We start from the raw sequence: 26,003 nt of genomic DNA, 5'->3' as shown, positions 1-26,003 counted from the left end.
CTCCACGGTGCCGCCACAATGGTCCGGTGCACAGGTCCAATCCGAGCCAAAGTGGCAGGTCCAATGGATCGGCCGCCGGTACGTCGCCGACCGGCCCCGACTCCCCGCACCAGAGCCCGGCCGGCGCCGACTTCCTGCAACTGAATCCGGCGGACGCACCCGCGGGCGGCCTCGCGGACTGGCTCACCGACCGCCTCCGCACCGCCATCTCCGACGGCCGCCTCCCCCTCGGCACCCGCCTACCCGCCACCCGAGTCCTCGCCGCCGAACTCCACATCTCCCGAGGTGTAGTCACCGAGGCCTACCAACGCCTGACCGAAGATGGCCACGTGGCCGGCCGCGGCCGAGCCGGCACCATCGTCGTCGCCGCCCCCATCGGCACTCCCGCACCTGCCGAGCGCCGGGCTGGCGACGTGACAGCCGCCGGACGAGAGGGAGCGGCGGCGCAGCGCGGTGGGGAGGTCGACGGCTCTCGGCGACTTCCCACCGAAGGCAGCCCTCGGCCGCGGCGGGACGGGGAGGCGGACGCCGCACCGCACGCTGGGGTAAGGGACGCCGCTCGGCCGATCCTCACTGAAGGCCGTGGCCCTCGGGCGGATGGGACAGGGGCGATGATCGAGCAGCCCGGCTTGGATGTGTTTGACAGTTTGCGGGCTGCGCCGGCGCGGATCGATCTGACGCCTGGGGTGCCGGATCTGGCGGCCTTTCCGCGGAGTGCCTGGTTGCGGGCCGAGCGGGCGGTGCTGAACGATCTGGAGTCCTCCGCATTCGGGTACGGCGATCCAGCCGGGACGCCGGCGCTGCGCCGGGCAGTCGCGAACTGGCTGGCGCGCAACCGGGGTGTCGGCGCAGACCCGGATGACCTGATCATCGTGGCGGGCGTCTCACAGGCGATCGGCCTGGTCGCACAGGTCCTCAAGGACCGCGGCATCACCGAGATCGCCGTCGAGGACCCCGGCTCGCTCGGCTCCCGGCAGCACCTGCAGAACTGGGGTCTGACGACGATCCCGATCCCGGTCGACGGTGACGGCCTCCGGGTCGACCTGCTCCGCGCGTCCGGCGCCGGCGTCGTGATGGCGACTCCCGCGCACCACTTCCCGACCGGCGTCGTACTGGAAGGGGAACGGCGGCGGGAGCTGATCCAGTGGGCCGCCGAGGGCGGGCTGATCCTGGAGGACGACTACGACGCCGAGCACCGGTACGACCGTCCCCCGGTTCCCGCTCTGCGCGCGATGCTCACGGATCAGGTCATCTACGCCGGCAGCGTGTCGAAGCTGCTCGCACCCTCGCTCCGAATCGGGTGGATGCTGCCGCCGCCGCGGTACAAGGATGCGCTGATCGGCATGAAGCGCCTGGCCGACCTCGGCAACGCCGCGCTTCCCCAGCTCACCCTCGCGCAGCTGATGGAGTCCGGCGAGCTCGAACGCCAACTGCGCTTCCTCCGCCGCCGGCACCGGACCCGCCGCGATGCCATGGTCGACGCCGTCCACAACTACTTGCCCACAGCAACCGTCCACGGCGCCGCGGCCGGCCTGCACCTGACCATCACCTTCGACGACTCGTCCAACGACGTCGAGCTGGCCGCAGCCGCACTGCACAAGGGGGTCAAGACCCACCCCCTCTCCTGGCACTGCCAACTCCCGCACGCCCCCGGCCTCGTCCTCGGGTACGCCGCCCGCACCCCCAACGAGATCACCGAAGCCATCGCCACCATCGCCGAGGTCAGGGCTGGCGGACCGAAGAACGGGTAGTAGTCGCCGCCACCCCGGCCACTCGCGCCGATCCACGCCTGGACTCCCCAACTGGAGGCCGAATCAGCCGACCACTACCCGTCCTTCGGTACAGAAAGGCACGGTTTCAGCGGGTGTACAGCGGGGACATCGCCAGGGCGAAGGTGATCATCAGGTCCGGGTCGATCGGCCGGGCAGGCAGTGGGACGAGGTCGACCAGCTTGTCGTCGCCGACCCGGATCGTGGTCCGCCCGGTGGCGGTGTCGACGTACGCCTCGTCGCCCAGCGGGATCGGCTGCGACGTCGCGGCCTTCCGCATCGGCGCCATCAAGGCCTCCGCGTTCGGAGTACGCCGTACTGATGTGGAGAGCACGCTCGTCGGGTTCACCCAGCCACAGACCAGGTCACCGAGCGCGGTCTGACCGTCCCGGCGGACCATCGCGGGCGCGCCCATCACCTTCTCCGCCGCGGCCGATCCGCGCTCACAGTCCGGCCGCGCGATCAGCGGCTGTGCCTCCGGCAATCCGGGCGCCTGCCGGACCACCTCCTGCCCGAGTACGACGTACTTCGCCAGGGTCGCCGGTGGTCCGCTGACCTTGTACAACCGCCCGTCCAGCAGGAACACCACGAACGTGCTGGTCCCGTAGCCACCCTCACCCACGACCACGGGCTTGGCCTTCTCGCCCTTCGTCGCGGCATAGGCCTTCTGCGTCGCCGCCAGCGTCGCCTTGGTTGCCGGAAGCACCGAAGTCCCGACCCGCAGGACCGGCCCGTTCGGACTGGTGCTGAGACCGAGCTGACAGACGTCGTACGTCGGCAACCCGAACTCGGCCGGGATCGCCTTGGGCTGGATCTGCACCACCGGCACCCCGAGCGTCGACTGCACCAGCGACTGATCCATCCGCACACACAGCGTGTCAGCGACCTTGGACGTGGCCGGACCGCTCGGGGTCTCGGACGGCGTCTCCGAGGGGGTCTCGGTAGGCGCGGTGCTGACCGAGACCAACGGCGGCACGTTCGGGGCATCCTCCTGTCCAGGACCACTACACCCCGCGACGACCAGCAGGCCGACGATCAGTACAAGGCGGATACGCATGATGCCAAGACTTTAACTGGCTGTGCGTAGTTCCCTTTCGCGGACCGCGTGTTCGTCGGTGCGGGAGTCGTACTGCCAGAACTCGCGCAGCCAGGCCGCGGTCCCGATCACGCCGACGACGCACAAGGCGCCACCGCTGACGATCGCCGCCCGGACACCGGTGAGGTCTGCGACCAGGCCGGAACGGGCCTGGCCGCCGAGCGGACCGAGGGAGTAGCCGAGCATCTCGATGCCCGCGAGCCGGCCGCGCATCTCGTCCGGGATCGTTTGGTTCCAGATCACCGACCGGAACAGCACCGAGACCATGTCCGCGGCTCCGGCTACGGCGAAGAACGCAATGGCGAACCAGATGTTCGGCGCCAGCCCGGCGATCCCGACCGCGGCACCCCAGCAGATAGTGGCGAGGACGACGGCCCGGCCCTGGTGGTGGACGTGTTTCGCCCAGCCGCTGGTGAGGCTGGCGCACATCGCCCCGATCGCCTCGGCGCTGTAGAGGAGACCGAGCAGTTTCGGTTGCTGCAGGATCTCGGTGGCGAACGCCGGGAACAGCACGATCGGCATCGCCAGGAACATCCCGACCATGTCCACCAGGTAGGTGGCGAGCAGGTCTCTGCGGCGGAACGCGTACACGATCCCGCCGCCGATCGCGCGCAGGCTCGGCGGCGTGCTGTGCTCATTCGTCCGGTACGGGCGCAGGCCGAGGTAGAGCGCGGTCGCGAGCACCAGGCCGGTCAGCTCGACCGCGAACGCCCAGGTCACGCCGACCGCTCCGACCAGCAGGCCGGCGAGCGCCGGGCCTGCGAGCTGGCCGACCTGCATCGTCAGCGAGCTGAGCGCGACCGCGGCCGGGATCTCCTCGTGCCGCACGACCCGCGGGAGGAGGGCCTCCCGGCTCGGCCGCTGCAGGGAGGTGGCGATTGCGTTCAGCGCGCCGCAGACGTAGATGAGCCACACCTGCGGGTGGTCCAGCAACGAGTTGCCGAGCAGTGCCGCGCAGATCAGGGCCTGCGCCATGCCGGTGCCGATCAGCAGCTTCCGGCGGTCCACATGGTCCGCGAGGGCGCCGCCGTACAGGCCGAAGACGACGAGCGGCGCGATCGTCACCAGACCCATCGCACCGACGGCGAAGTTGGAGCCGGTGAGCTGGTACAGCTGGTACGGCAGCGCGACGTACCCGAACATGCCGCCCAGGAAGAAGACCGATCCCGACACCAGCAGGATGCGGTAGTCGCGAGAGCTGTGCCACGGGGTCAGATCGACACGGAGCCGGGCCAGCCACGCGCGGACACTTGCTGCCACTGGCACATAGTGCCAGCTCCGATCGCCGGGGAAGAACCGATTTGTCCCTACCGTGAGATGCACGCGGCCGCGGCATCCTGGGGGTGCCGCGGCTCAGTGCTGTCTGCGATGTGCGCGCTCTCAGGCCAGTGGCAGCAGGGCGCTCAGGTCGGTGCGTTCGCCGCTGGCGCGGAGTTTGCCGGAGTGGCGGGCGTCCGCCCAGGCGACGCGGCCGAGGGCCAGGTCGATCCAGAGCTCGGGCGGGAGCTCGACCACGGCGCCCGGCGTACCCCGGGTATGCCGCGGACCCTCGATGCACTGGACCGCGCCGTACGGCGGGACCCGCACCTCGACCGCGTGTCCGGGAGCCTTCGCGACCAGGAGCTTCAGCAGCTGCTTGGTGAGCAACTTGAGGTCGGCGCGTTCCGCCGTACCGGCGTCATATCGCTGCAGGGCCTGGTGAAATGCGGGGTCGTGCGTGCTCACGAGGTGTCAGCGTACTGCCGCGACGAAGTTTGGTGCTCATCCGTAGCGGCCGATTGCGGAGACGCCCCTCTTGTCGGGGATAATCGGCCGGGAGAGAGGGAAGCGAGGTCGGGATGCTCACGCCCAGGCACCAGGCACTGCTGATGACGCTGGCGGGAATGACCGTCGGCGTAGCCGTGTTCGGCGCGGTGCTCGCCTTCAACGGCAATCCGTTGGCAGGTGACGACACCCCGGCCGGGATCGTGAACAGTCAACCCGCCGCCAGCACGCCGGCCCGGACCGACGGGCTCCAGCCCGACTCCCTGCAGTACGCCGTACAGACCTTCGGCAGCGCGGACGCACCGGTGTCGGCCGAGGTCCCGACCGGGTGGAAGAGTTCCCAGGCCGGCACGCGGCCGCGGTTCCTGGACCCGACCGGCGTCTGGCAGCTCCGGTTCGACACCCGCGGCAGCAAGCAGTCCCCGGACGAGCTGGTAGCGGCCCGGGCCCGCAGCATCAACGAGCGGGATCTCAAGGTGATCAGCCGCGACAACGGCACGCTGATCTACACGTACGTCGACCAGACGCGCGGGCCGCGGATGGGCCTGTCCCGCTGGATCTCCACCGACGGCGGCACGAGCTCCGCGGTCGAGATCACCGTCGGCGGGCGCCCGCAGGACGAGGCCGGCCTGCGCGCCATCCTCCAGCACGCCACCGACACGCTGCAGCTCCCGCCCTCAGCGGGCGACACCCGTCCGAACTGAACAGACTTCCGGCGCTACGCGCCGGCTAACACTTGATGTCGGCGGTCGGCGCCGTACCTTGCAGCAGGTAGCTCTCCACGGCGTTGTCCACGCACGGATTGCCCTGCTTGTAGCCGGTGTGGCCGTCGCCGTCGCGGGTGATCAGCACGCCGCTCTCCAGCTGGTGCGCGAGCCCGACGGCCCATTCGTACGGCGTCGCGGGGTCGCGAGTGGTGCCGACGACCATGATCGGCTTCGCGCCGGCCGCCTTGATCGTGTGCGGCTTGTCCTCGGCCTTCACCGGCCAGTTCGCGCACGGCAGCGAGCCCCAGAGCAGCGCGCTCCCGAACCGCGGCGAGGCCGCCTCGTACTCCGGCATCTCTGCCTTGGCCTCCGCGACCGAGGTGATGTCCGGGCGATCCAGGCAGTTGACCGCATAGATCGCCTCGTTGGCGTTGTCCGAGTACCCCGACGGCTCGCGGTCGGTGTACTGATCGGCCAGCGCGAGCAGGCGAGCGCCGTTCCCGGCCAGGCCGTCGAGGACCGCGTCCTCGAGCTGCGGCCACAGCTGCTTCAGGTAGAGCGGGGACAGCACGCCGAGCAACACCAGCGCCTGCGTGACCTCGCGTTTCCCGTCGCCGGGCAGCGGGGTCGCGTCACTGTCGTTGATCAGCTTGTCGATCTTCGCGAGCACCTCGGCCTTGCTGCTGCCGAGCCGGCACGACCGCTGGGCGCAGTCCTCCGCGAACGCGTCCAGCGCGGTGTCGAAGCCCTTCGCCTGGGCGATGTTGTTCTGCTTCGCGGTCTTCGACGGGTCGACCGCGCCGTCGAGCACCAGCCGGCCGACGTTCTTCGGGAAGAGTTCGGCGTACGTCGCGCCCAGGTAGGTGCCGTACGAGAAGCCGAGGTAGTACAGCTCCGGGTCGCCGACGATCCCCCGCAGTACGTCGATGTCGCGCGCGGCGTCCTTGGTCGACACGTGCGGCAGCAGCTCGCCGGACCGCTGCTCACAGCCGTCCGCGAGGATCTTCGCCTCGTTGTTGAGGTCGGTGATCTCGGCCTCGTTGTCCGGGCTGCCGTCGGTCGCGATGAACTTGTCCATCTGCGCGGTGTCCAAGCAGCGCACCGGAGTCGACTGGCCGACCCCGCGCGGGTCCCAGCCGATCACGTCGAACTTCCGCAGCAGCGACGAGCCCAGCACGAACCCGGCCGAGGCGGCGAACTTCTCGCCGGAGGCACCCGGCCCGCCCGGATTGATGAACAACGTCCCGATCTTCCCGGCCCGGTCCCTGGCCGGCACCTTCCGCGCCCGCAGCTCGATCGTCTGACCGGTCGGCTTGGTGTAGTCCAGCGGCACCGTGATCGTGGCGCACTGCTGGTTGGAGCCACAGCGCTGCCAGTCCGGCTGCTGCTGGTAGAACTTCTCCAGCCCGGCCGGGATCGGCCCGACCGGCCCCTTGGGCGGGTTGGCCCCCGTCCCGGTCGCCGTACCGTCACCCGCATCCTGCGCGCGACTCGCCACCCCACACCCACTCACCAGCACCGCCAGGGCTGCCACCAGCACCGTTGTCCTGCGGAATCTCACTGCGGGCTTTCTCCCTCGTCTTCGTGGTGCAGTCGGCGCCGGCGCCGTGGCTTGCGTGGCCGCCGCTCCTCGGGCGCCTCGGCCGCCGTCGTCTCGGCCGCCGTTCCAGCTGGTGGCGTCTCGGCCGCCGCCTGGGCTGCTGGTGCGTCCGTGACCCCGGGTTCGTCCGGTACGACGTCAGCCGGCTCCTCGGGCAGTGGTGCGTCGGAGGTCGTCGTACTGGAGGCTTCGTACTGTTGCCGCGGCGAGCACACGTCCGCGCGGCTGCACGCGCACCGCCGGCCGGATGCCGCCAGCCGGACTACCACGGTGTCGCTCGGAACGTTGTGCCCGACCACCACTCCATCACCCGCGGGGGTCTCCACCTGGGTCCCGGCCGCCGGCGCCTTCGCGTTGAACTCCTGATAGAGCGGGTGCTCGTACTTCAGGCAGCACATCAGCCGCCCGCACGCGCCCGAGATCTTCAACGGGTTCAGCGGCAGGTCCTGGTCCTTCGCCATCCGTACGCTGACCGGCTCGAAGTCCTTCAGGAAGGTCGCGCAGCACAGGTCCCGCCCGCACGGCCCGATCCCGCCCTGCAGCCGGGCCTCGTCGCGCGCACCCACCTGCCGGAGCTCGATCCGCGCCCGGAGCGCCCTGGCCAGATCCCGCACGAGCTCGCGGAAATCGACCCGGTGCGGCGCGGAGAAGTACACGATGACGAGCTGATCGACGTCCGCACGGCGGTCGACGAAGTCGATGCCGACCACCTTCATCGGCAGGCCGTGCTGCCGGATCGTCCGTTTCGCGATCACCCGGGCGTCGGCGCGCCGCTGCCGGTTCTGCTCGTCGCGATCCAGGTCCGCGGACGTGGCGACACCCTCACACAGCGGCAGGCCGCCGATCTCCTCGGTGACGTACTGCGGCGCCCACACGCACTCCGCCACCTCCGGCCCGTCATCGGTCGGAACCAGCACTTTGTCCCCGACACGCGGACGATGCGGGCCGGGGTCCAGGTAGTAGAGCCGCCCATACCGCTCGAACGACACAGCCATAACCATGCCCACGGCGCCAGGGTACTTGCCGGAAGCCAGCTCCACCCATGCGCGCTCCTACCCACCCGACCGGGGGTGCTCAGCGGTGGGTGCCCTTCACGCTCCCGGTGAGCGGCTCGTCGTCCGGTCCGTACGCCGCACAGACCACCAGGCGGTCGTTGTGGTTCCACAGGCTCTCATCGGGTGACCAGTACACGAACTCGAGCTCGGACTCGTCCGCCGGGGTGCCGACGTACGTGCCGAACTCCGTCGCACAGGTGTTGTCGGCAGCCTTGCGAACACCCTTGTCGCCCGGGTACGGACCGTCCGGGAGCGTGACATCGGCGATGATCTCGGCGTCGTGCGGCTCCGCACAGGGCTTTCGGATCGCCTCGTTCTCGTCCTCGCCGTCGTCGTAGCAGTCGCCGACGGCCAGGTATTCGACGTACGTGATGTCGGCCGGAGCTGACGAGACGGGCTCGGGGGCGCTGGAGGTGTCGTCGACGGTTGAGCCGATCGCGATGAGGACGCCGAAGAGGACGAGATAGCCGATGATGGTCAGGGAGCCGATGACCAGGCCGGCGATCGCCATTCCCTTGCCGGTTTCCTGGCGCTTCTTGAGTTGGACCAGGGCGGCGATGCCCAGGCCGATCGCCACTGGGGCGGCGAGGCCGAAGAAGATGCCGCCGATGCCGGTCGCCAGCGCCGCCGTGGCCAGCCCGTTGGTGCCACCCGTCGTCCCCGGATACCCGTAGCCGTACCCATAGGGCGCCGGCGCCGGGCCGTACGCCGCCGGATACTGCGGCTGCCCGTACTGCGGTTGGCCGTACGGCGCCTGGCCACCCGGCTGTCCGTACGGCGTTTGCCCACCAGCGTGGCCGTACGGCGGCTGCGTGGGCTGCGGCTGCGGTTGGCCGTACGGCGGTGGCGGCTGCTGGGGCTGAGGCTGGCCTGGGGCGGCCCATGGGGTGGCGGGCTGTTGGGCGTGCGGCTGGTCGGGCCGGCCGTAGTTCGGGAACGACCTCGGCGCGTCCTGTGGGCGGCCCGCGTCCGGGTCGTATGGTGGCTGCGTCACTCTTCCCCCGCGAGTACTACCGTTGCGATCCGCGCATACTACCGGTCAGCCGCATCCCCGGCATTCCGAGCAGGCACAGGACGTTGCCATCAGCAACAGCACGATCTTCCAGGACGACGTAGTACATGTCCAGTTCGGACCGCTCGTACGGCTTCCCGACGAACGCGCTGAACGAGGTCGCGCACTGCTGGGTCGCGACCGTCTGGGTCTGGTCGGCGGCCAGGCCGGTCAGACTGGCGCGGACCTTCGCGTACGCCTCCCCGGTGTGCGCAACCGCACAGTCCGCGATCCGCACCACCCGCAGGGCTGCGGCCTCCAGGTCCGCGTCGAAGCACCGCCCGACGGCGACCTGCGCGATCCCGACGGTCCGGCCGATGCCGGCCCGACGCTCGCCGAGCAGGTTGAGCGTGACCGCGACGCTGGTCGCGAGCACCCAGCACAGACTGACCGCCAAGGCGCCGTACGCGAGTTTCTTGCCGCGGCCGCCGGTCCGCTTGATCCGGCGCAACGCGATCCCGGCCAGCACCAGGGCGATCGGGACCAGGCCGGGAAGGCTGGTCACGAACGCCGCCACGGCGTAGCGGTCCTGCCGCTGCTGCGCCGGTGTCGGTACGCCGGCCAACCACGATTCAGCCGGCGGCAGCGAGGGCCGCGCCGGCTGGATCGGAGGGGGCGGCTGGCTCATTGGCGTCCGTTCGGCGATCGGCCGAGCGGTAGTGCTCGGACACCCAAACATCGGACTGGCCGGTCTCGGTGTTACAGCAGCTGCCCAGTAATCGGACGGCAGTCTCAGACAGTGACCACGCGGTTATCGCTGGACCCGGCGCGGGACGTGCGGGCCGTCGTTGCGGCCCTCGAACAGCGACACGGTCATCGCCTCGAGGGCGAGCAGCGGTGCGACGTTGGCCTCGATGGCCTCACGACAGGCAGTGATCGCATCGATACGGCGAATGGTCTGCTCCGGCGTGGTCCGGCCGGCCAGTTGCTCGATGGTGCGGTGCAGCTCGGCGTTGATCAACTCGGTGCCGGCGTTGGTCTGCACGACCAGCACGTCCCGGTAGAGCGCCATCAGATCGACGAGTGACCGGTCGAGCACGTCGCGTTCCCAGCGCTTGGCGCGCGCCTTCTGCTGCTCGTCGAGCTCCTTCAGCGCAGCGTTGGCCTCGCGCGGCTTGGCGCCCTTGGTCCCGACGCCGAGCGCCTGCTCGAGCGCGGCCCGCTCCTTCTCGTCGACCTTCTCGGCGCTGGCCTTGGCCTCGTCCTTGGCCGCCTCGACCAACTGCTGGGCAGCCTTCAGGCACGCCCCGAGATCCCGTAGTGCGAACGGAACCTCGAGCACCTTGTTCCGCCGGTCGCGCACCTCTTCGTCGCGCGCCAGCGCCCGCGCCCGCCCGATGTGCCCCTGCGCCGCCCGCGCCGCGAACCCGGCCAGCTCCGGATCCACTCCCAGCTTGCTGGTCAGCATGTCGGCCACCGCGGCCACCGGCGGCGTCCGCAGCACCAGGAGCCGGCACCGCGACCGGATTGTCGGTACGACGTCCTCCACGGTCGGCGCGCACAGCACCCAGACCGTCCGGGGCGCGGGCTCCTCGATGCTCTTCAGCAACGCGTCGGCGGCCTGCTCGGTCAACCGGTCCGCGTCCTCGACGACCATCACCTGCCACCGGCCCTGGGTCGGGCTCATCGCCGCCCGTCGGACCAGTTCACGGATCTCGCTGACCCGGATCGACAGCAGTTCGGTGCGGATCAGCGACACATCCGGGTGCGCGCCGCTGAGCGCCGTACGGCAGTCCTTGCACTCGCCACAGCCCAGGTCCTGACACTGCAGCGCGGCCGCGAACGCCCGCCCGGCGTTCGACCGGCCGGATCCGGGCGGGCCGGTGATCAACCACGCATGCGTCATCCCGGCCACCGCGGCGCCGGTCTCGCCCCGCATCCCGGCCGCCGCGCCGGCCACGGCCCTCGTCAGCACGGCGACGGCCGGCTCCTGCCCGACCAGGTCGTCCCACACACTCATAGGTCCACCTTCGGAAGGATCGGCTGGAGCCGGGCGCGGATCTGCTGGGCGAGGTCGTCGCGGTCCTGCGTGGCGTCGAGGACCAGGTAGTGCTGGGGCTCCGCGGCGGCGAGCTCGAGGAACGCGGTCCGGACCCGCTCGTGGAAGTCGTGCGACTGCGACTCGATCCGGTCCCGCTCGGCGAAGCGGCCGAGGCCGCTCTTCGGGGGCAGGTCGAGCAGGATGGTCAGGTTCGGCCGGAGGTCGTCGGTGGCCCAGCGGTTCACCCGCTCGACGTCGGACAGGTCGAGGTCCCGCCCGGATCCCTGGTACGCCAGCGCGGAGTCGACGTACCGATCGGTGATGACGACGGCGCCAGCCTTGAGCGCGGGCTTGATCACCGAGTCCACGTGCTCGGCCTTGTCGGCGGCGTAGATCAACGCCTCGGCACGATGCGAGATGTCGCCGGTGGCCGGATCGAGGACGATCTGCCGCAGCGTCTTGCCGAGGTCGGTCGCACCCGGCTCACGGGTGAGCAGGACCTGCTGGCCCTGCTCCTTGAGCCACTCGACCAGCAGCGCGGACTGCGTCGACTTCCCCGCGCCCTCGCCGCCTTCCAGCGCGATGAACAGTCCGGTGGTCGGATACACACCAGGAGTCTTGCCGAAGCTGCGCCGTAAGTCGCCCCAGAACGGGACGCCCGGTCGGTCGTCCATCTGCCGCCAGGCGATCAGGCCGATCACGCCGGCCACGATCGCGGCGATCAGCATGGTCATCGAAGCGCCGTTGTAGGTGACGGACTTCCCGCCGATCGTGTACGTCTGCCGGCCGATCGCCCCGGCGGCGAACGGCGCGATCGCCAGCGTGACCGCCAGGACCGTGCGGACGGCGGACTGGACGAACGCGAAGGTCCGCCCGCGGACCGCGTCCGGGACCTCGAGACCGAGCAGGGTGTAACCGGAGACCCAGGAGGCGCCGGCGCAGAAGCCGAGCAGGATCGCGATCATCGTGGCGATCTCGATCTGCTGGATCAGTGCCAGGCCGGCCAGGCAGATGCCGGAACCGACCAGTCCGGCGGCGAACAGCCGGCGCCGGGACAGGCCGGAGAAGATCCGCGGCCCGAAGCCCATGCCGAGCGCGAGACCACCGAAGACGGCCCCGAAGAGGACGCCGTACCCGGGATCGCCGGCGCCGAGATCCTCGACGTACGTGCGGCCGAGGCCGATCACCACCGCACCGGCCGCGAACGCGCCGGAGATCCCGACCACGAGGCCGCGGACGACCGGCGTACCGGTGACGTAGGACCAGCCCTCGACCATGGTCCGCCACAGCGTCGGGTGATCCTCGTGCTCGTGGACGGCGCGGCCGATCTCGGCGACCGACAGGATCGCCAAGGCCGAGACGACGAAGGTCGCGGCGTTCACATAAACGGCCAGGTTGATGGCGAAGTCGCCGGCCCAGCGAAAGAGGAGGGTGATCGCGGTGAAGATGACCGCGGCCGGCAGGGCGGTCCCGTACGTCGTGATCAGGCTGATCTGGTTGGCCGCCTCGAGCCGGTGCCGGGGCACCAGGTTGGGCACGCTGGCGTCCTTGGCCGGACCCCAGATCAGGCTGACGATCTCGATCAGCACGGTTGCCACCAGCACCCAGGTCAGCGTGCCGACGAGCGGGATGCTGACGAAGAACGCGGCCCGGATCAGATCGCCGATGATCATCGTCCAGCGCCGGTCCAACCGGTCCGCGATCCAGCCGGCCACCGGGCCCATCACCAGGGCGGGCAGCACGCGCAGGAACAGCACCCCGCCGATCGCGAAGTTCGCCGCCTGGTAGTCGTCGCCGGCGAACGCCTTCGCCATCGCCGTCAACGCCAGCAACCCGATCCAGTCGCCGAGACTGGACAGCCCGAACCCGACCCACAGCCGCCGGAACGCCCGGATCCGCAACACCGCACGCACATCGTGCGCCGGTGCAGGATCGGTCAGCGGGTCATAAACCTCCGGCACACCCAAAGCCTAGTGGGCGGCATCGACAGCCTGACGCAGCGCATCCAGGGCCGCCTTCAGCTCGACCGGAGGCGGGAATCCGAACCCCAGCCGGAACACCCCGGGCTCGTCGCCGAACCAGTCGCCGTCGGCCAGTCGCACCCCCAAGTCCGCGGCCGCCCGGCGGAACCGACCCAGATCGACCTGCGGCTTCAGCCGAACCGCGCACAGCGCACCCGCATCCGGCCGGATCCACTCGATCACGTCGCTGTTGTCCCGCACCCACCCCTCGGTGATGGCCAGTCCCTCGGCGAGCGACGCCCGTCGTACGGCGAGAATCTCGTCCTCGCGCTCCAGCACCCGGACGGCGAGCGCCTCGGTCACCGGGGACGCGGACACGACCGTGTTGAACTTCGCGGTCACCACGCGGTCGACCAGGTCCGCATCGGTGCTGACGAGCCAGCCGATCCGCAGCGCGGCCGCGCCGTGGCATTTCGACAGCGACGCGACCGTCACGACCTTCGGGCCGAGGTCGACCGCGGTCGCCGCGACCGGATCGTCGCCGTACGCCGCGGCCCGGTAGGTCTCGTCGACCATCAGGTACGCGTCCGGGCAGATCTCGGCCATGGCGGCGACGATCTCTTCCAGGGTCTGGCGGGGTATGGCGACTCCGGACGGGTTCTGTGGTGTCGTCAGGCTGACCAGCTTGGTGTCGGGCGTGAGCTGCGCACGGACGGCGTCGGCAGTCAGGCGGTAGCCGTCGTCGAAGGTCAGCGGGACCACGCGGACGTCGGCACCGATCGACGCGTAGGCGTTGCCGGTCGACGGGAACAGCGGCTGGGTCGTGACGACCTGACCGCCGCGATCCACCAGCAGGTAGGCGAGCAGGAAGATCGCGTGCATTCCACCGACCGTGACGACGACCTGCTCCGGGCGTACGCCGTGGCGGCCCGGACGCGATGAGCTGTCCAAATATGAATCCGCGATCGCCGTACGCAGCCGGAGGTCGCCGGGCGCGGTGCCGTAGCCGAGCTCGAGGTGGGCGAGCTCCGGAGTCAGGAGGTCGCCCATGCGCAGGTCCGGCCCGTAGCTCTCGCCCAGGTCGTGCCGGGGATGTTCGGCGGTCAGGGACGCGATGTCGTTGCGGGGAAAGGTGGCCATACCGCCATCGTCCGAGGGTTTCGCTGGCATCCCCAGAGCCAATCCGGCAGAATTGGTTCGCGAATGAGGCCAATCGAGGTGGTTGAGCGGTTGGGCCGCTGGTCGTCCGGCCGCGGCCCGCTGTACGTGCTGCTCGCGACCCGGCTCCGCCGGCTGATCGACGACGGCGAACTACCTCCCGGTGTGCTGCTGCCACCGGACCGGGCACTCGCCGGCGCGCTGGCAGTCGGGCGGACCACAGTCGTCGGGGCGTACGAACTTCTGCGGTCGGAGGGGCGGATCACTCGCCGTCAGGGCAGTGGGACGCGGGTCGCCGGTACGCCGACGACCGGTGCTCTTGAGGACGCCCCCGTGGATCCGATCTTCCTCGACTCACTGGAGTCGCGGGACGACGACGTACTGCTCGCCATCTGTGCCGCTCCCGGCGATCCCCCGCCGCAACTGGCCGAGGCGTACGCGCAGATCGTGCCGGAGCTCAGCCGGATCTCGGGTGACATCGGGTACTACCCGTACGGCCATCCGGTACTGCGTGAGGCGCTGGCCGACCGTTATGCCGAGCAGGGTGTGCCGACGACGCCGGACCAGATCCTGGTGACGAACGGGGGTCAGCAAGCGCTGTCGTTGCTGGCCCATGCGTTGCTGTCGCCTGGCGATCAGGTGCTGGTCGAGGCACCGACGTACCCGGGTGCTTTGGAGGCGTTCCGGGAGAAGGGCGCGGTCCTGCGCGGTCTGCCGGTCGGACTCGAGGGCTTCGAGGCCGCCGTCCGGGAGCGTCGTCCAGCGGCCGTCTACGTCATCCCGACGTACCAGAACCCCACCGGCTCGGTGCTCCCCCCGCTGGCCCGTGAGCGACTGGCCAGGGGCGCGGCCGACGTACCACTGATCGAGGACGAAGTGCCGGCCGACCTCGGCTTCCCCGGTGAGCCGCGGCCCATGTCCTTGGCGGCCTTCAGCGACGCTGTCATCTCGGTCGGCTCCCTCAGCAAAAGCATCTGGGGCGGCCTCCGCACCGGCTGGATCCGCGCCGCCGTACCCCTCGTCAACCGCCTGGCCCGCATCCGAGCCGTCCACGACCTGGGCGGCAACGTCCCTGCGCAACTGGCCGCCGCCCACCTGATCACCCAACTGGACGACCTAGGCCGCGCGGAAGAACTCCAATCCCGCCACGACCACCTCCAAGCCCTCCTGGCCGAGCACCTCCCCAGCTGGCACGTCCCAGCCATCCAAGGCGGCCAAACCCTCTGGGTGAAACTCCCCCAAGGCGACGGCAACTCCTTCGCCCAAACAGCCCTCCGCCACGGCCTGGCCATCCTCCCCGGCGCCGGCCTCGACGTCACCGGCGCGAGCGACCCCTACGTCCGCCTGCACTTCCGAGCCCGCCCGGACGACCTCACCGAGGCCGTCACGCGCCTGACCACCGCCTGGCACGCCTACAACCCCCCAGCCGACCGAGTACACCCCCGCCCGACCATCGCCATCTGATCGAGCGATGACGCATAACGCACTGGTCTGAGCGCTTGGACCGCACGTCGCGGGTCGGCCAAATCACGGACCTATCGCACTGACCAACCCCGTGGTGCCCCGACCAACCGTGGACCGCCATGCCATCACAAGTGCAGGGCTCGCAGTACCCGTGCGAGGGAGTTGCCCCCGGGCGCGCGTTTGTGATGGCCTGGCAGTCCGCGTGATTGGCCGACGCCGGTCTGCGAACGCGGCGCCGGGCACCGACGCGTAGGACAGGCCGCCGGAACGGTCTTCAGCTCGTGGCCTCGGCGCAGGCCTGGACGAACTGCCACAAGGCGGTCGAGGACGCATCGGCCCGCCACGCCAGGACGAGTTCGCTCGGTGGCAGATCGGTGACCGGCACCATGACGACGCAGCCGCGGGCCAGCACCGGAGCGTTGCCTTCGGCAAGCAAGCAGATGCCGCGGCCACCGGCCACGGCCTCGTACGTCGACTCCGGGTCGCTGATGGTCCCGGCGATCACGGGCGGTGCCCCGGCTCGCTCCGGCAGGGCGAGGAAGTGATCCCGTAACGCTCCCGCGCTCCGCGGCAAAGCAAGGATCGGCTCGTCCACGATCTCGGCGAACCGCACCGACTCCCGCCGCGCCAGTGGATGGTTCTCCGTCATCGCGACGACCCGCCGCTCCCGTGCCAAGGTCAGCCACCGGTACGCCGACGGCTCCGGCAGCGGCAACCAGCAGAAGGCGGCGTCCGTGGTGCCCGCGGCCAGTCCCGCGGTGGGGTCGTCCCACGGGACCTGACGCAGGTCGAACTCGATCGGCTCGGGCAGGTGATTCCTGATCCGCGGCAGCAGGTTCCGCCCCGGACTCGTCTGCATGCCGATCACCAGGTGATCGCAATGTCCTTCCAGAGTCGCGACCGCGGCCTCCCATCGCTCGATCACCTCACGCACCCGTGGCAGCAGTTCGGCGCCGGCCGGAGTCAGGCAGATCCCTCGACTGTCGCGGCAGAGCAGAACGCGACCCAGGTTCTTCTCCAACGCCCGAACCTGCTTGGACAGCGCCGGCTGGCTCACGTACAACCGCTCGGCCGCCGCGGTGAAGCTCCCTGCCTCGGCCACCGCCACGAAGTACCGCAGGTCCCGCACGTGTGCGTCCATAACCAACGGTTGTACCAGCAGATCTTGGACCACCCGGCCCAGCTCACCACAGGCTGGACGCATGAGTCTTCCTCAGCAGATGCGCGCGCTCGTCTTCGATCCCCCGCACGGTCTCCGGATGGCCGAGGGCGCCGTCCCGCGGCCCGGGCCGGGGCAGGCTCTGATCGCCGTCGAGTACGCCGCGCTCAACTGGGTCGAGGTGGCCCGGATGGATGTCGTCCATCGCCCCGGCGACATCGTCGGGCGAGACTCGGCCGGAATCGTCGTCTGTGCTGCCAAGGACGGCTCGGGCCCGGGCGTCGGTGAGCGCGTGGCCGGGTTCCGGCCGGCCAGTGCATGGGCTGAGTTCCAAGCAGTCGACACCGCGGACATCGCCGTCGTACCGGCCGAGGTCGACCTCGCGTCGGCCGCTGCCCTACCAGGTGCAGCCGTGAGCGCCCTCCAAGCGGTACGGCGGCTCGGCTCCACACTGGGTCGCCGGGTACTGGTCACCGGCGCCTCAGGTGGGGTCGGCCGCGCAGCGGTCCAACTGGCTGCGCTGGCAGGCGCAGAGGTGGTCGCAGCCGTTGGCGCTGCCGGACGAGGTCTCGGTCTGACCGAGCTGGGCGCGAGCGAGGTAGTGACCACACTCGACAACCTCAGCCCGGTGTACGCCGTACTGGACGTGGTTGGCGGTGACACCCTGACGGCGGCGTACGAACTGGTCGAGCCGGATGGCGTCGCCCTGTCGATCGGCAGCACGGCCGGCCAGGTGGTCAGCTTCGACTTCGAGGCAGCCCGGCGCCGCGGCGGACGGCAACCGATCTCGGCCTTCGCCGTCAGCGGGCCGTTCGGTCCAGACCTCGCCTACCTGCTCGACCTCGTGGCCGCCAACCGCTTCGACCCGCAGATCGGCTGGCACGGCTCGTGGCACGACGCCGGCACAGCGATCACAGCCCTCCTCAACCGCGAGGTCCGCGGCAAGGCAGTCCTCCACCTCGACTAGCCGATCGCGCCGTCCACCCACGGATCGCCACGCCATCACAACGCGGAGCCGGCGGCACCTTCGCGCGGGAGTCGCTCGGATTCGCGTCGTTGTGATGGCCTGGCGGTCCGCGTAGGTGGACCGGCGAGGTGACCTATGCCGTGGTGAAGCGGACGGCGAGGGTGGCCGGGGCTGTTGTGAGTTTGTCGCGGTCCGGGAGGGCCGGGCCGCAGGCGGCGGTGCCTACGCCGGATTGGGCGATGTCGAGGGTGACGTAGGTGGTGTCGCCGGGGACGAGGTCCGCGGTGTGCTTGGCGGTCTCCAGGTCGTCGGTGGTCCAGTCGCGGACGGTGAGGCCGAAGGGGGTGCCGATCGCCTCGACGCGGAGGCCGTCGAAGGTGGCCCAGCGGGTGTCGATGCGGTGGCCGTTCTCCTGGGGGCGGACGTACGGCGTCTGCAGCTCGGCGACCGTGGCCGAGTACTTGCCGACCGCGGCGGCCTCGCGGCTGTCGGCGTACGCCTCGTTGGGGCCGGTGCCGAACCACTCGACGCGCTCCACCTTCGGAAGCTCGAAGGTGACGCCGAGCCGCGGCAGCACCTCCGGGAACAGGCCTTCGGGTACGACGTTCAGCTCGAGAACGACCGCGTCGTCGACGGCGGTCCAGCGCCAGGTGCTGACGAGACCCCACTGCAGCTGCGGCGGCGCCGTACGGGTCACGACCTCCCACGCGCCGTCGCGCTCACCCTGGGAGACGATCCGGTGCTGCACCCGGTGCAGACCCTGCTCACGCCAGGCCTTCGCAACCCCGGGAATAGCGTCGTTGTCGATCGGCGCTCGCCAGACATCCAGCCGGGCGTTCTTCACACCGGCGACGGTGATCCCAGCGACGCCTGCCTCACCGTCAGCGGGCGATCCACCAACAACAGCCGCTGGCTCAGCCGGCTCGTCCAGCCGGATCTGACCCCAGGCGATCCGATGTCCGGCTTCGGCCCACGGGGTCGGCGAGGTGAGCTCGGCCGCCACGGTCACCCAGGTGTCGGGCCGACCCGCGTCACCCGCCTTGATCACGCCGGGCGGAAACTCCACCGACACGGTCTCGCCCGGAGCGATCGCCGGGACCGGCAGAGTTCCGCTCCCGACCAGCTCACCCTCGACCTCGGTCACGATCGTGAACGTCAGATGACTCGTGTCCAACACCTCGTAGCGGTTCGTGATCGACACCCCACCGTTGCCATCAGCAACGATCCGCAACGGCTCGATCACCTTGACGTACTCGAGCATGCCGGGTGACGGCGTCCGGTCCGGGAACAGCAGCCCGTCGCAGACGAAGTTCCCGTCGTGGATCGTCTCGCCGAAGTCACCGCCGTACGCGTAGACCTCGCGTCCGTCGATCGTGGTCCGGATGCCGTGGTCGATCCACTCCCAGATGAAGCCGCCCTGGCAGCGCGGGTACTTGTCGAACACCTCGCGGTAGTCGAGCAGCCCGCCCGGCCCGTTGCCCATCGCGTGGCCGTACTCGCACAGGATGAACGGCAGGTTCCGGTACAGCGAGGAGTCGGCGCCGATCTCCGCGCAGCCCTCCGGCGAGGTGTACATCCGCGAGTAGATGTCGACGAACTCGGCCTCGGTGTCGCGCTCGTAGTGCACCGGCCGCGACGGGTCGAGCTCCTTCGCCAGGTCGTACATCGCGCGCAGGTTCTCGCCCATCCCGCATTCGTTGCCGAGCGACCAGATGATGATCGACGGGTGGTTCTTGTCCCGGTGCACAGTGCGCGCCATCCGCGCCACCAGGTCGTCGCGGAACCGCGGGTCCATCACCGGGTTCGGCAGCTTCGGCGGCTGCGGCTCGTACCCGAACCCGTGCGTCTCCAGGTCACACTCGTCGATCACGTAGAGGCCGTAGGAGTCGCACAGCGAGAGGAAGTGCGGGTGCGGCGGGTAGTGGCTGGTCCGGACCGCGTTGATCCCGGCCCGCTTCATCAGCAGTACGTCGTCCAGCATGTCCTGCTCGGTCAGCGCGCGACCGCGGTCGGGGTGGAACTCGTGCCGGTTGACGCCGTTGAACAGCACCCGGTTGCCGTTGACGGTCAGGATGCCGTCGACGATCGCGACCGTGCGGAAGCCGATCCGCAGCCGCACCTCACCACCCTCGGTCCGCAGCACACCGTCGTACAGGCGTGGCACCTCGGCGCTCCACGGCTCGACGCTCTCGATCCGCGTGTGCTCGCCGGTCGCCAGCTCCAGGCCCAACTCGGGCACCGAAACAGTGCCCGGTACGTCGGACTCCACGAGCAGCGTGCCGGCGCCGTCGAGGTGGTCGTACGCCGCCTTGACGAAAACGTCGGTCGCGACACCCGGACGCAGGGCGATCAGGTTGACCTCGCGGAAGATCCCGGACAGCCACCACATGTCCTGGTCCTCGACATAGCTGCCGGCCGACCACTGGTGCACGCGGACCACGATCCGCGCTTCCTTGCCTGGGGCAACCAGGTCGGTGACGTCGAACTCCGACGGCAGCCGCGAACCGGACGACCAGCCGGCCAGCTCGCCGTTGACGTGCACCGCGAACCGCGAGTCCACACCCTCGAACCGCAGCACCACGCGGGCGCCGGCCCAGTCCGCCGGGATCGCCACGGTCCGGACGTAGTCACCGGTCGGGTTGTCGGTCGGCACGTACGGCGGCTCGAGCGGGAACGGGTAGACCACGTTCGTGTACGCCGGCGCGCCGTACCCACTGAGCTGCCAGTGACCAGGGACGGCGATCGTGTCCCATCCGGAGGTGTCCGGGACCTTCAGGTCGTCCGGGGCGTCGGCCACGCTCGGCGACAGCCGGAAGCTCCAATCACCGGACAGCGGCAGCTTGGCCGAGTCGTCGTCCAGCCAGGCCCGCGGGGGAAGCACGTTGGCGCCGGGAGCAAAGTCCTCGACGTAGCTGTGGTCTTGGGTCACAGGTATCGAGCCTAAGCCCTAGCTGTTCACGAATCCACATCGATCAACAGATATGGACAGCCCTGACCCGATGTGGCCAGGGCTGTCCGTGCGTACTCCTATCCGGTGGTGGCGCTGAAGATGTCGTTGTTGCCGAAGTCGGCCGGGCAGTCGCCGAGCGGCCAAGGCGCGGGCAGAACCACCTGGCCGGCATTCGCGGACTGCTGACGCCAGGCGTCGAACGCCGGGCAGTCGGCCGTACGGCGGACGTCGGTCCACACACCGGCGCCATAGTCACGGGTGGCGATGCTGTAGACATAGTCGCCGAGGAACTCGTTGTACAGGATCCGGCCCTGCGACGAACCGCGCGCATCGCCGAGCGGACCGGTGTACTCCGTCGTCCACGCGCCTGGCGCACCACCTGCCCCGATCGCGGCAGTCTGCAGTACGCCGTGCTCCGGCCGCGGATTCACCGTGGTCGTCTGGAACGGCTGGGTGAACGACTGGGACGTCACATACACCCGGGTGCCGTCCGGGCTGATGGCCGGCGCGGCGTACGCCGCGATATCACCCGCCGGCGAGATCGGCGTCGGTGTGCTGAAGGAGGCCGCCCCGTTGGACGAGTAGGCGAAGAACGCCCGTTCGTTGTCGGGACCGTCGCGGCCGTCGACCCACGCGTCGACGATCTCGTTGGTTGCGTCCACGCCGGTCGGCGCGCCGTTGGCGATGTCGATGCTCGGCATCGCGGCCAGGTCGGTCCGAGCCCCCGAGACCCCGTCGATGATGCACCGCCCGGTCACCGGGTCGTTGTGGAAGCACGGGTCGGTGATCGCCACGACATCCTGCGGCCGCCGCCAGGTCTGGCCGCCGTCCAGCGACTTGATCACGCTGTGGAAGCCGGCCAGGCTCGTCCCGCCGAAGTGCGTGAAGAACACGTAGACGACACCGTGGCTGTCGGTCCGCACGGTGCAACCGTCGTACGAACCTTGTTTGCCGTTGGCGATAGCCGGTGCGACCTGGTGCTGCTTCCAGGTGACCCCGCCGTCACGGGAGGTGGACACCATCGGTTTCAGCGGGAAGGCGTTGCCCCCGCTGAAACTGTGGAAGTCGGAGTAGCAGACGTACACGTTGCCGAAGAACGGGCTGCTCTCGGCGTTGTCCGCCCAGATCTGCTCCTTGTCGAGTCCGGAACTGAAGGCCGCATGCGGTGCGGCGAAGTACGGCTGCGACCAGTTGGACTGGACGGCGATCCGGTCCGGCGTCGCGTTGTCGATGCTCGAGACGGTCACCCCGGTGGGGCTGTTCTGGCCGCTGCCGTTGCGGATCACGGTGTCGGTGAGGTTCGTGGCCAGAGTGGACAGGTAGAGCCGGTCGCCGTTGCCCCAGGAGAATCCGTTCGGACCAGGGGCGGGTCCGAAGGCCACGCCTGGGTCACTGCGCGAACGCAGGCCGTTCTCGTAGTAGTTCGGCACGGTGTGAATCGGGCCGACGTGTGGGACGCAGGGCTCGACGGTCGGACTGCAGTCGGCCGCGGTCAGGCCTGAGTACGTCGGCTGGGTCCAGGTGTGACCGCGGTCGAACGAGAAGTACACACCCGTCAGGCCGACGCCCAGGTTGAAGGTTCCGAGCGGGAACGAACAGGCCGCGTGCTGGGTTGACGCTTCACGCGAGCACGGCTGCATGTCCACCAGGTCGTTGGCGCCGGCCGCGAGTACGTCCGGGCGATGAGCGCTGGCCGCCAGTGCGGGCTCGTTCTGCGCATTGCGTGGGTGGAGGTTCGTGGGGCTGGCGACGCTGACCAACGCGTCGACCGCAGGGGCGGAGTGGGCTGCCGGAACGCCGATCGCGCCGAGCGCGAGAGCGGCGGCCAGGATCAGACATCGTCGTAAGGAACGCACGGGGGACTCCTCTCCGCGCGGCCCAGGTCCGGGCAAGCGGAGCGTTCACCACAGGAATGGCCTGGGCCGTGACAAACGTGTCCGGCGCCAGCGTAAGCCTGGCCGCATCATGCGCCCAGGGCTCACGTCAAGTGCTCTCGGCGCAGTTCTTGCAGATGCCGACGAGGGCCACCTGTTCCGGGGCCAGGTGGAAGCCGAGCTCGCGCTGGACCTTCTTCCGGGCCGACTCGAGGATGTCGCCGGGAGCGTCGTACACCTTCCCGCACTCGGAGCAACGCAGGTGCAGGTGGCGTGGCGCGAGATCCCCCGCCAGGTGGTACGTCGTCCCCGCCCGGCCGAGGTGGACGTGCGTGACGAGGCCGAACTCACCGAGCGCGTCGAGAGCCCGGTAGACGGTGGCACGGTGGATCCCCGGGCGCAGCTCCTCGGCCCGTTCGCCGATCTGCTCCGCGCTCAGGTGCTCCTCGGTCCCCGCGAGCACCTCGACGACCGCCAGCCGAGCCGGGGTGACCCGCTCACCCCGCTCGCGGAGCCGCTGCGCGCTGACCTCGACCGGACTGGTCATGGGGCCTCCCGGCCTGGACTGAGGAACGTAGGGAGCGAAGCGACCGGAGCGACGAGGGAAGGCCGGGAGTAAAAGCCCCATGACCCGCCGCGCCGGAGGCGTGGCATCGATGCCGTCACGGGCGCACCCTCTTTCAGGACTTCTTCGCTGCCGTCTTCTTGGCCGTGGTCTTCTTCGCGGCGGCCTTCTTCACGGCCGTCTTCTTCGTGGTGGTCTTCTTGGCCGTCGTCTTCTTCGCGGCGGTCTTCTTGGTGGCCGACTTCTTGGCGGTCTTCTTCACCGGCCCGCGGGCCCGCTTGTCGGCCAGCAGCTCGGCGGCGCGCAGCAGCGAGATCGTCTCGACCGAGTCGTCCTTGCGCAGCGTCGCGTTCGTCTCGCCGTCGGTCACGTACGGACCGAAGCGCCCCTCCTTCACCACCACCGGCTGACCGGACTCCGGGTCCGCGCCCAGCTCCTTCAGCGGCGGCGCGGCAGCCCGGCGCCCACGCTGCTTCGGCTCGGAGTAGATCTTCAGCGCTTCCTCGAGGGTGATGTCGAACATCTGGTCCTCGGTCTGCAGCGACCGCGAGTCCGTGCCCTTCTTCAGGTACGGCCCGTAGCGCCCGTTCTGCGCCGTGATCTCCTCGCCGGTGGCCGGGTCCTTGCCGACCACTCGCGGCAGCGACAGCAGCTTCATCGCGTCGTCGAGGCCGATGCTGTCCAGTGCCATCGACTTCAGCAGCGAACCGGTCCGCGGCTTCGCGCCCTTCGGCGCGTCCTCCGGCAGGACCTCGGTCACATAGGGTCCGAACCGGCCCGCCTTCGCAACCACGCGCAGGCCGGTGTCCGGCGCCGTACCGAGCTCGTGCTCGACACCGGACGGCTGGGACAGCAGCTCCTGGGCCTTCTCGACGGTCAGCTCGTCCGGCGGCAGGTCCTCCGGTACGTTCGCGCGCCGCTCGTCCTTGTCCTCGACGTACGGCCCGTAGCGCCCGACCCGGAGCACGATGCCGCTGTCGTCACCGCCGACCGGGAACGTCGACATCTCCCGGGCGTCGATGTCGCCCAGGTCGCTCACCATCGACTGCAGGCCCTCGAGGTTGGTGTCACCGAAGTAGAACCGGGACAGCACGCCCTCGCGCTGCAGGTCACCGGAGGCGACCTCGTCGAGGACGTCCTCCATGGTGGCCGTGAACGCGTAGTCGACCAGCCGGGTGAAGTGCTCCTCGAGCAGCCGCACCACCGCGAACGCCAGCCAGGCCGGCACCAGCGCCTGGCCCTTCTTGTAGATGTACCCGCGAGCCACGTTCGTGCCGAGGATCGTGGCGTACGTCGACGGCCGCCCGATCTCGCGCTCTTCCATCTCCCGGATCAGCGTCGCCTCGGTGTAGCGCGCCGGCGGCTTGGTCTCGTGCCCGGAGGCGAGCACCTCGATCGCGGGCAGCACGTCGCCCTCGGCGACGTCCGGCAGCCGGGTCTCCTGGTCGTCCGTCCCGGCGGACGGGTCGTCCGCGCCCTCGACGTACGCCTTGAGGAAGCCGTGGAAGGTGATCACCCGGCCGGACGACGTGAACTCGCACTTCTCGCCGGTCGACGCGGTCGCGTCGATCCGGATCGAGACGCTGCGGCCCTCGGCGTCCTTCATCTGGGACGCGATCGTGCGCATCCAGATCAGCTCGTACAGCCGGTACTCCGAGCCGGACAGACCGGTCTGCGCCGGGGTCTGGAAGACCTCGCCCGCCGGCCGGATCGCCTCGTGCGCCTCCTGCGCGTTCTTCACCTTGGAGGTGTAGACCCGCGGCTTGTCCGGCAGGTACGACGCGCCGTACAGCTCGCGGACCTGGGCCCGGGCGGCGGTGATCGCCGTGTCCGACAGCGTGACGCTGTCGGTTCGCATATAGGTGATGTTGCCGTTCTCGTACAGCCGCTGGGCGATCTGCATCGTCTGCGAGGCGGACATGCCGAGCTTGCGGCCGGCCTCCTGCTGCAGCGTGGTGGTCCGGAACGGCGCGTACGGCTTGCGAGTGTACGGCTTGGAGTCGATCGACCGGACCGAGAACTGCGAGTCGCGCAGCGCGCCGGCCAGCGCGGTCGCGGTCTCCTCGTTCAAGTGGACCGTGTTCGCGCCCTTCAGCTCACCGATCGAGCTGAAGTCGCGGCCCTGCGCCACCCGCTTGCTGTCCACCGAGACCAGGCGGGAGGGGAACTGCCGCGGCGTCCGGCTCTCGCCGGCGTCCAGCGTGGCGTCCAGGTCCCAGTACGACGCACTCCGGAAGGCGATCCGCTCACGCTCGCGGTCGACCACCATCCGGATCGCGACCGACTGCACCCGGCCCGCCGACAGCCGTGGCATGACCTTCTTCCACAGCACCGGCGAGACCTCGTAGCCGTACAGCCGGTCGAGGATGCGGCGGGCCTCCTGCGCGTCGACCAGGTCCTCGTCGATGTCCCGGGCGTTGCCGACCGCGTCCTGAATCGCCTTCGGCGTGATCTCGTGGAAGACCATCCGCTTGACCGGGACCTTCGGCTTCAGCTCCTCCAGCAGGTGCCAGGCGATCGCCTCGCCCTCGCGGTCCTCATCGGTGGCGAGGAAGAGTTCGTCGGCGCCCTTCAGCAGGTCCTTCAGCTTGCGGATCTGCGCCCGCTTGTCGGCCGGCACGACGTACAGCGGGTCGAAGTGGTCCTCGACGTTCACGCCGAGCCGCGCCCAGGGCAGGCCCTTGTACTTCGCCGGGATCTCGTCCGCCCCACTCGGCAGGTCCCGGATGTGGCCGAAGCTCGACTCCACCACGTACCCGGACCCCAGGAAGCCGGCGATCATCCGCGCCTTCTTCGGCGACTCGACGATCACCAGGCGCCTGCCCGTCGATGTCTTCGTCCCTGCTGCCCCTGCCACTGCGCTCCTTGCTCTCGCCTTCTCG

General features: G+C 69.9%; 19 protein-coding genes. 4 read left to right on the top strand and 15 right to left on the bottom strand.

The annotated features are described in order from the left end of the window. Positions 1-26 precede the first annotated feature (26 nt). Complete coding sequence (locus tag OG555_RS16370; RefSeq protein WP_329483750.1) at positions 27-1,751, top strand: aminotransferase-like domain-containing protein; 1,725 nt, start codon at positions 27-29, stop codon at positions 1,749-1,751. Between the two features lie 106 nt (positions 1,752-1,857). Here OG555_RS16370 and OG555_RS16365 read toward each other — a convergent pair whose 3' ends face one another. The 3 genes from OG555_RS16365 to OG555_RS16355 all read right to left on the bottom strand — a co-directional run bounded on the left by OG555_RS16365 (position 1,858) and on the right by OG555_RS16355 (position 4,590). Next, a complete protein-coding gene (locus tag OG555_RS16365; protein WP_329483749.1) occupies positions 1,858-2,826 on the bottom strand; it encodes a hypothetical protein in 969 nt (322 codons plus the stop codon). Between the two features lie 12 nt (positions 2,827-2,838). Then, the gene (locus OG555_RS16360; protein WP_329483748.1) at positions 2,839-4,125 is read right to left on the bottom strand and encodes an MFS transporter; all 1,287 of its coding nucleotides are present in this window, start codon (positions 4,123-4,125) and stop codon (positions 2,839-2,841) included. A gap of 120 nt (positions 4,126-4,245) precedes the next feature. Continuing rightward, positions 4,246-4,590, bottom strand: coding sequence for a sterol carrier family protein (locus OG555_RS16355; protein WP_329483747.1), 345 nt, complete (start codon positions 4,588-4,590; stop codon positions 4,246-4,248). 113 nt (positions 4,591-4,703) lie between these two features. Here OG555_RS16355 and OG555_RS16350 point away from each other — a divergent pair, with 113 nt between their 5' ends. Further along, a complete protein-coding gene (locus tag OG555_RS16350; RefSeq protein WP_329483746.1) occupies positions 4,704-5,333 on the top strand; it encodes a hypothetical protein in 630 nt (209 codons plus the stop codon). Positions 5,334-5,358: 25 nt separating this feature from the next. On the opposite strand, the gene OG555_RS16345 is transcribed toward OG555_RS16350, so the two are convergent. From OG555_RS16345 to OG555_RS16315, 7 genes are all read right to left on the bottom strand, one after another. After that, positions 5,359-6,897 carry an alpha/beta hydrolase gene (locus tag OG555_RS16345; RefSeq protein ID WP_329483745.1) on the bottom strand — a complete coding sequence of 513 codons (1,539 nt, stop codon included), beginning with the start codon at positions 6,895-6,897 and terminating at the stop codon, positions 5,359-5,361. Next, a complete protein-coding gene (locus tag OG555_RS16340) occupies positions 6,894-7,937 on the bottom strand; it encodes a PSP1 domain-containing protein (protein ID WP_329484833.1) in 1,044 nt (347 codons plus the stop codon). The genes OG555_RS16345 and OG555_RS16340 overlap by 4 nt, the downstream gene beginning before the upstream one ends. A 73-nt stretch (positions 7,938-8,010) precedes the next feature. After that, positions 8,011-8,985, bottom strand: coding sequence for a DUF4190 domain-containing protein (locus OG555_RS16335; protein ID WP_329483744.1), 975 nt, complete (start codon positions 8,983-8,985; stop codon positions 8,011-8,013). A gap of 16 nt (positions 8,986-9,001) precedes the next feature. Next, the gene (locus OG555_RS16330; RefSeq protein ID WP_329483743.1) at positions 9,002-9,670 is read right to left on the bottom strand and encodes a DUF4190 domain-containing protein; all 669 of its coding nucleotides are present in this window, start codon (positions 9,668-9,670) and stop codon (positions 9,002-9,004) included. 123 nt (positions 9,671-9,793) lie between these two features. Further along, positions 9,794-11,002, bottom strand: a complete 1,209-nt coding sequence (locus OG555_RS16325) for a DNA polymerase III subunit delta' (RefSeq protein ID WP_329483742.1) — start codon at positions 11,000-11,002, stop codon at positions 9,794-9,796. Continuing rightward, the gene (gene tmk / locus OG555_RS16320; RefSeq protein WP_329483741.1) at positions 10,999-12,984 is read right to left on the bottom strand and encodes a dTMP kinase; all 1,986 of its coding nucleotides are present in this window, start codon (positions 12,982-12,984) and stop codon (positions 10,999-11,001) included. Before tmk ends, OG555_RS16325 begins: the two co-directional genes overlap by 4 nt. 9 nt (positions 12,985-12,993) lie before the next feature. After that, positions 12,994-14,124 carry a pyridoxal phosphate-dependent aminotransferase gene (locus tag OG555_RS16315; RefSeq protein WP_329483740.1) on the bottom strand — a complete coding sequence of 377 codons (1,131 nt, stop codon included), beginning with the start codon at positions 14,122-14,124 and terminating at the stop codon, positions 12,994-12,996. A gap of 63 nt (positions 14,125-14,187) precedes the next feature. On the opposite strand from OG555_RS16315, the gene yczR reads away from it, so the two are divergent. Next, positions 14,188-15,606, top strand: coding sequence for an aminotransferase-like domain-containing protein (gene yczR, locus OG555_RS16310; protein ID WP_329483739.1), 1,419 nt, complete (start codon positions 14,188-14,190; stop codon positions 15,604-15,606). Positions 15,607-15,880: 274 nt separating this feature from the next. Here yczR and OG555_RS16305 read toward each other — a convergent pair whose 3' ends face one another. Continuing rightward, complete coding sequence (locus tag OG555_RS16305) at positions 15,881-16,747, bottom strand: LysR family transcriptional regulator (RefSeq protein ID WP_329483738.1); 867 nt, start codon at positions 16,745-16,747, stop codon at positions 15,881-15,883. 61 nt (positions 16,748-16,808) lie between these two features. Between OG555_RS16305 and OG555_RS16300 the strand changes: the two genes are divergently transcribed. Beyond that, complete coding sequence (locus OG555_RS16300; protein ID WP_329483737.1) at positions 16,809-17,732, top strand: zinc-binding dehydrogenase; 924 nt, start codon at positions 16,809-16,811, stop codon at positions 17,730-17,732. A gap of 133 nt (positions 17,733-17,865) precedes the next feature. Here the strand turns inward: OG555_RS16300 and OG555_RS16295 are convergent, their stop codons facing one another. From OG555_RS16295 to topA, 4 genes are all read right to left on the bottom strand, one after another. Beyond that, the gene (locus OG555_RS16295) at positions 17,866-20,661 is read right to left on the bottom strand and encodes a glycoside hydrolase family 2 TIM barrel-domain containing protein (protein ID WP_329483736.1); all 2,796 of its coding nucleotides are present in this window, start codon (positions 20,659-20,661) and stop codon (positions 17,866-17,868) included. Positions 20,662-20,759: 98 nt separating this feature from the next. Continuing rightward, positions 20,760-22,538 carry a sialidase family protein gene (locus OG555_RS16290; RefSeq protein ID WP_329483735.1) on the bottom strand — a complete coding sequence of 593 codons (1,779 nt, stop codon included), beginning with the start codon at positions 22,536-22,538 and terminating at the stop codon, positions 20,760-20,762. A 127-nt stretch (positions 22,539-22,665) separates the two neighbouring features. After that, on the bottom strand, positions 22,666-23,103 hold the full coding sequence (locus tag OG555_RS16285) for a Fur family transcriptional regulator (RefSeq protein ID WP_329483734.1): 438 nt from the start codon (positions 23,101-23,103) through the stop codon (positions 22,666-22,668). A 133-nt stretch (positions 23,104-23,236) separates the two neighbouring features. Then, entirely contained in the window at positions 23,237-25,903 is a 2,667-nt protein-coding gene (gene topA / locus OG555_RS16280; RefSeq protein WP_329484832.1) for a type I DNA topoisomerase, read from the bottom strand. Positions 25,904-26,003 lie beyond the last annotated feature (100 nt).

Origin of the sequence: Kribbella sp. NBC_01484, from assembly GCF_036227145.1 — a bacterium.
In the GTDB taxonomy this organism is placed as follows: Bacteria; Actinomycetota; Actinomycetes; order Propionibacteriales; family Kribbellaceae; genus Kribbella.
The sequence above is the reverse complement of the archived record's forward strand: the minus strand, read 5'-3'. Positions and strand labels throughout refer to the sequence as shown.

Bases quoted from the DNA above. Each gene is read 5' to 3' on its own strand.
- OG555_RS16365 (WP_329483749.1), bottom strand. From the start codon at position 2,826: ATGCGTATCCGCCTTGTACTGATCGTCGGCCTGCTGGTCGTCGCGGGG.
- OG555_RS16350 (WP_329483746.1), top strand. From the start codon at position 4,704: ATGCTCACGCCCAGGCACCAGGCACTGCTGATGACGCTGGCGGGAATG.
- OG555_RS16340 (WP_329484833.1), bottom strand. From the start codon at position 7,937: ATGGTTATGGCTGTGTCGTTCGAGCGGTATGGGCGGCTCTACTACCTG.
- OG555_RS16330 (WP_329483743.1), bottom strand. From the start codon at position 9,670: ATGAGCCAGCCGCCCCCTCCGATCCAGCCGGCGCGGCCCTCGCTGCCG.
- OG555_RS16325 (WP_329483742.1), bottom strand. From the start codon at position 11,002: ATGAGTGTGTGGGACGACCTGGTCGGGCAGGAGCCGGCCGTCGCCGTG.
- OG555_RS16315 (WP_329483740.1), bottom strand. From the start codon at position 14,124: ATGGCCACCTTTCCCCGCAACGACATCGCGTCCCTGACCGCCGAACAT.
- yczR (WP_329483739.1), top strand. From the start codon at position 14,188: ATGAGGCCAATCGAGGTGGTTGAGCGGTTGGGCCGCTGGTCGTCCGGC.
- OG555_RS16305 (WP_329483738.1), bottom strand. From the start codon at position 16,747: ATGGACGCACACGTGCGGGACCTGCGGTACTTCGTGGCGGTGGCCGAG.
- OG555_RS16300 (WP_329483737.1), top strand. From the start codon at position 16,809: ATGAGTCTTCCTCAGCAGATGCGCGCGCTCGTCTTCGATCCCCCGCAC.
- OG555_RS16285 (WP_329483734.1), bottom strand. From the start codon at position 23,103: ATGACCAGTCCGGTCGAGGTCAGCGCGCAGCGGCTCCGCGAGCGGGGT.
- topA (WP_329484832.1), bottom strand. From the start codon at position 25,903: ATGATCGCCGGCTTCCTGGGGTCCGGGTACGTGGTGGAGTCGAGCTTC.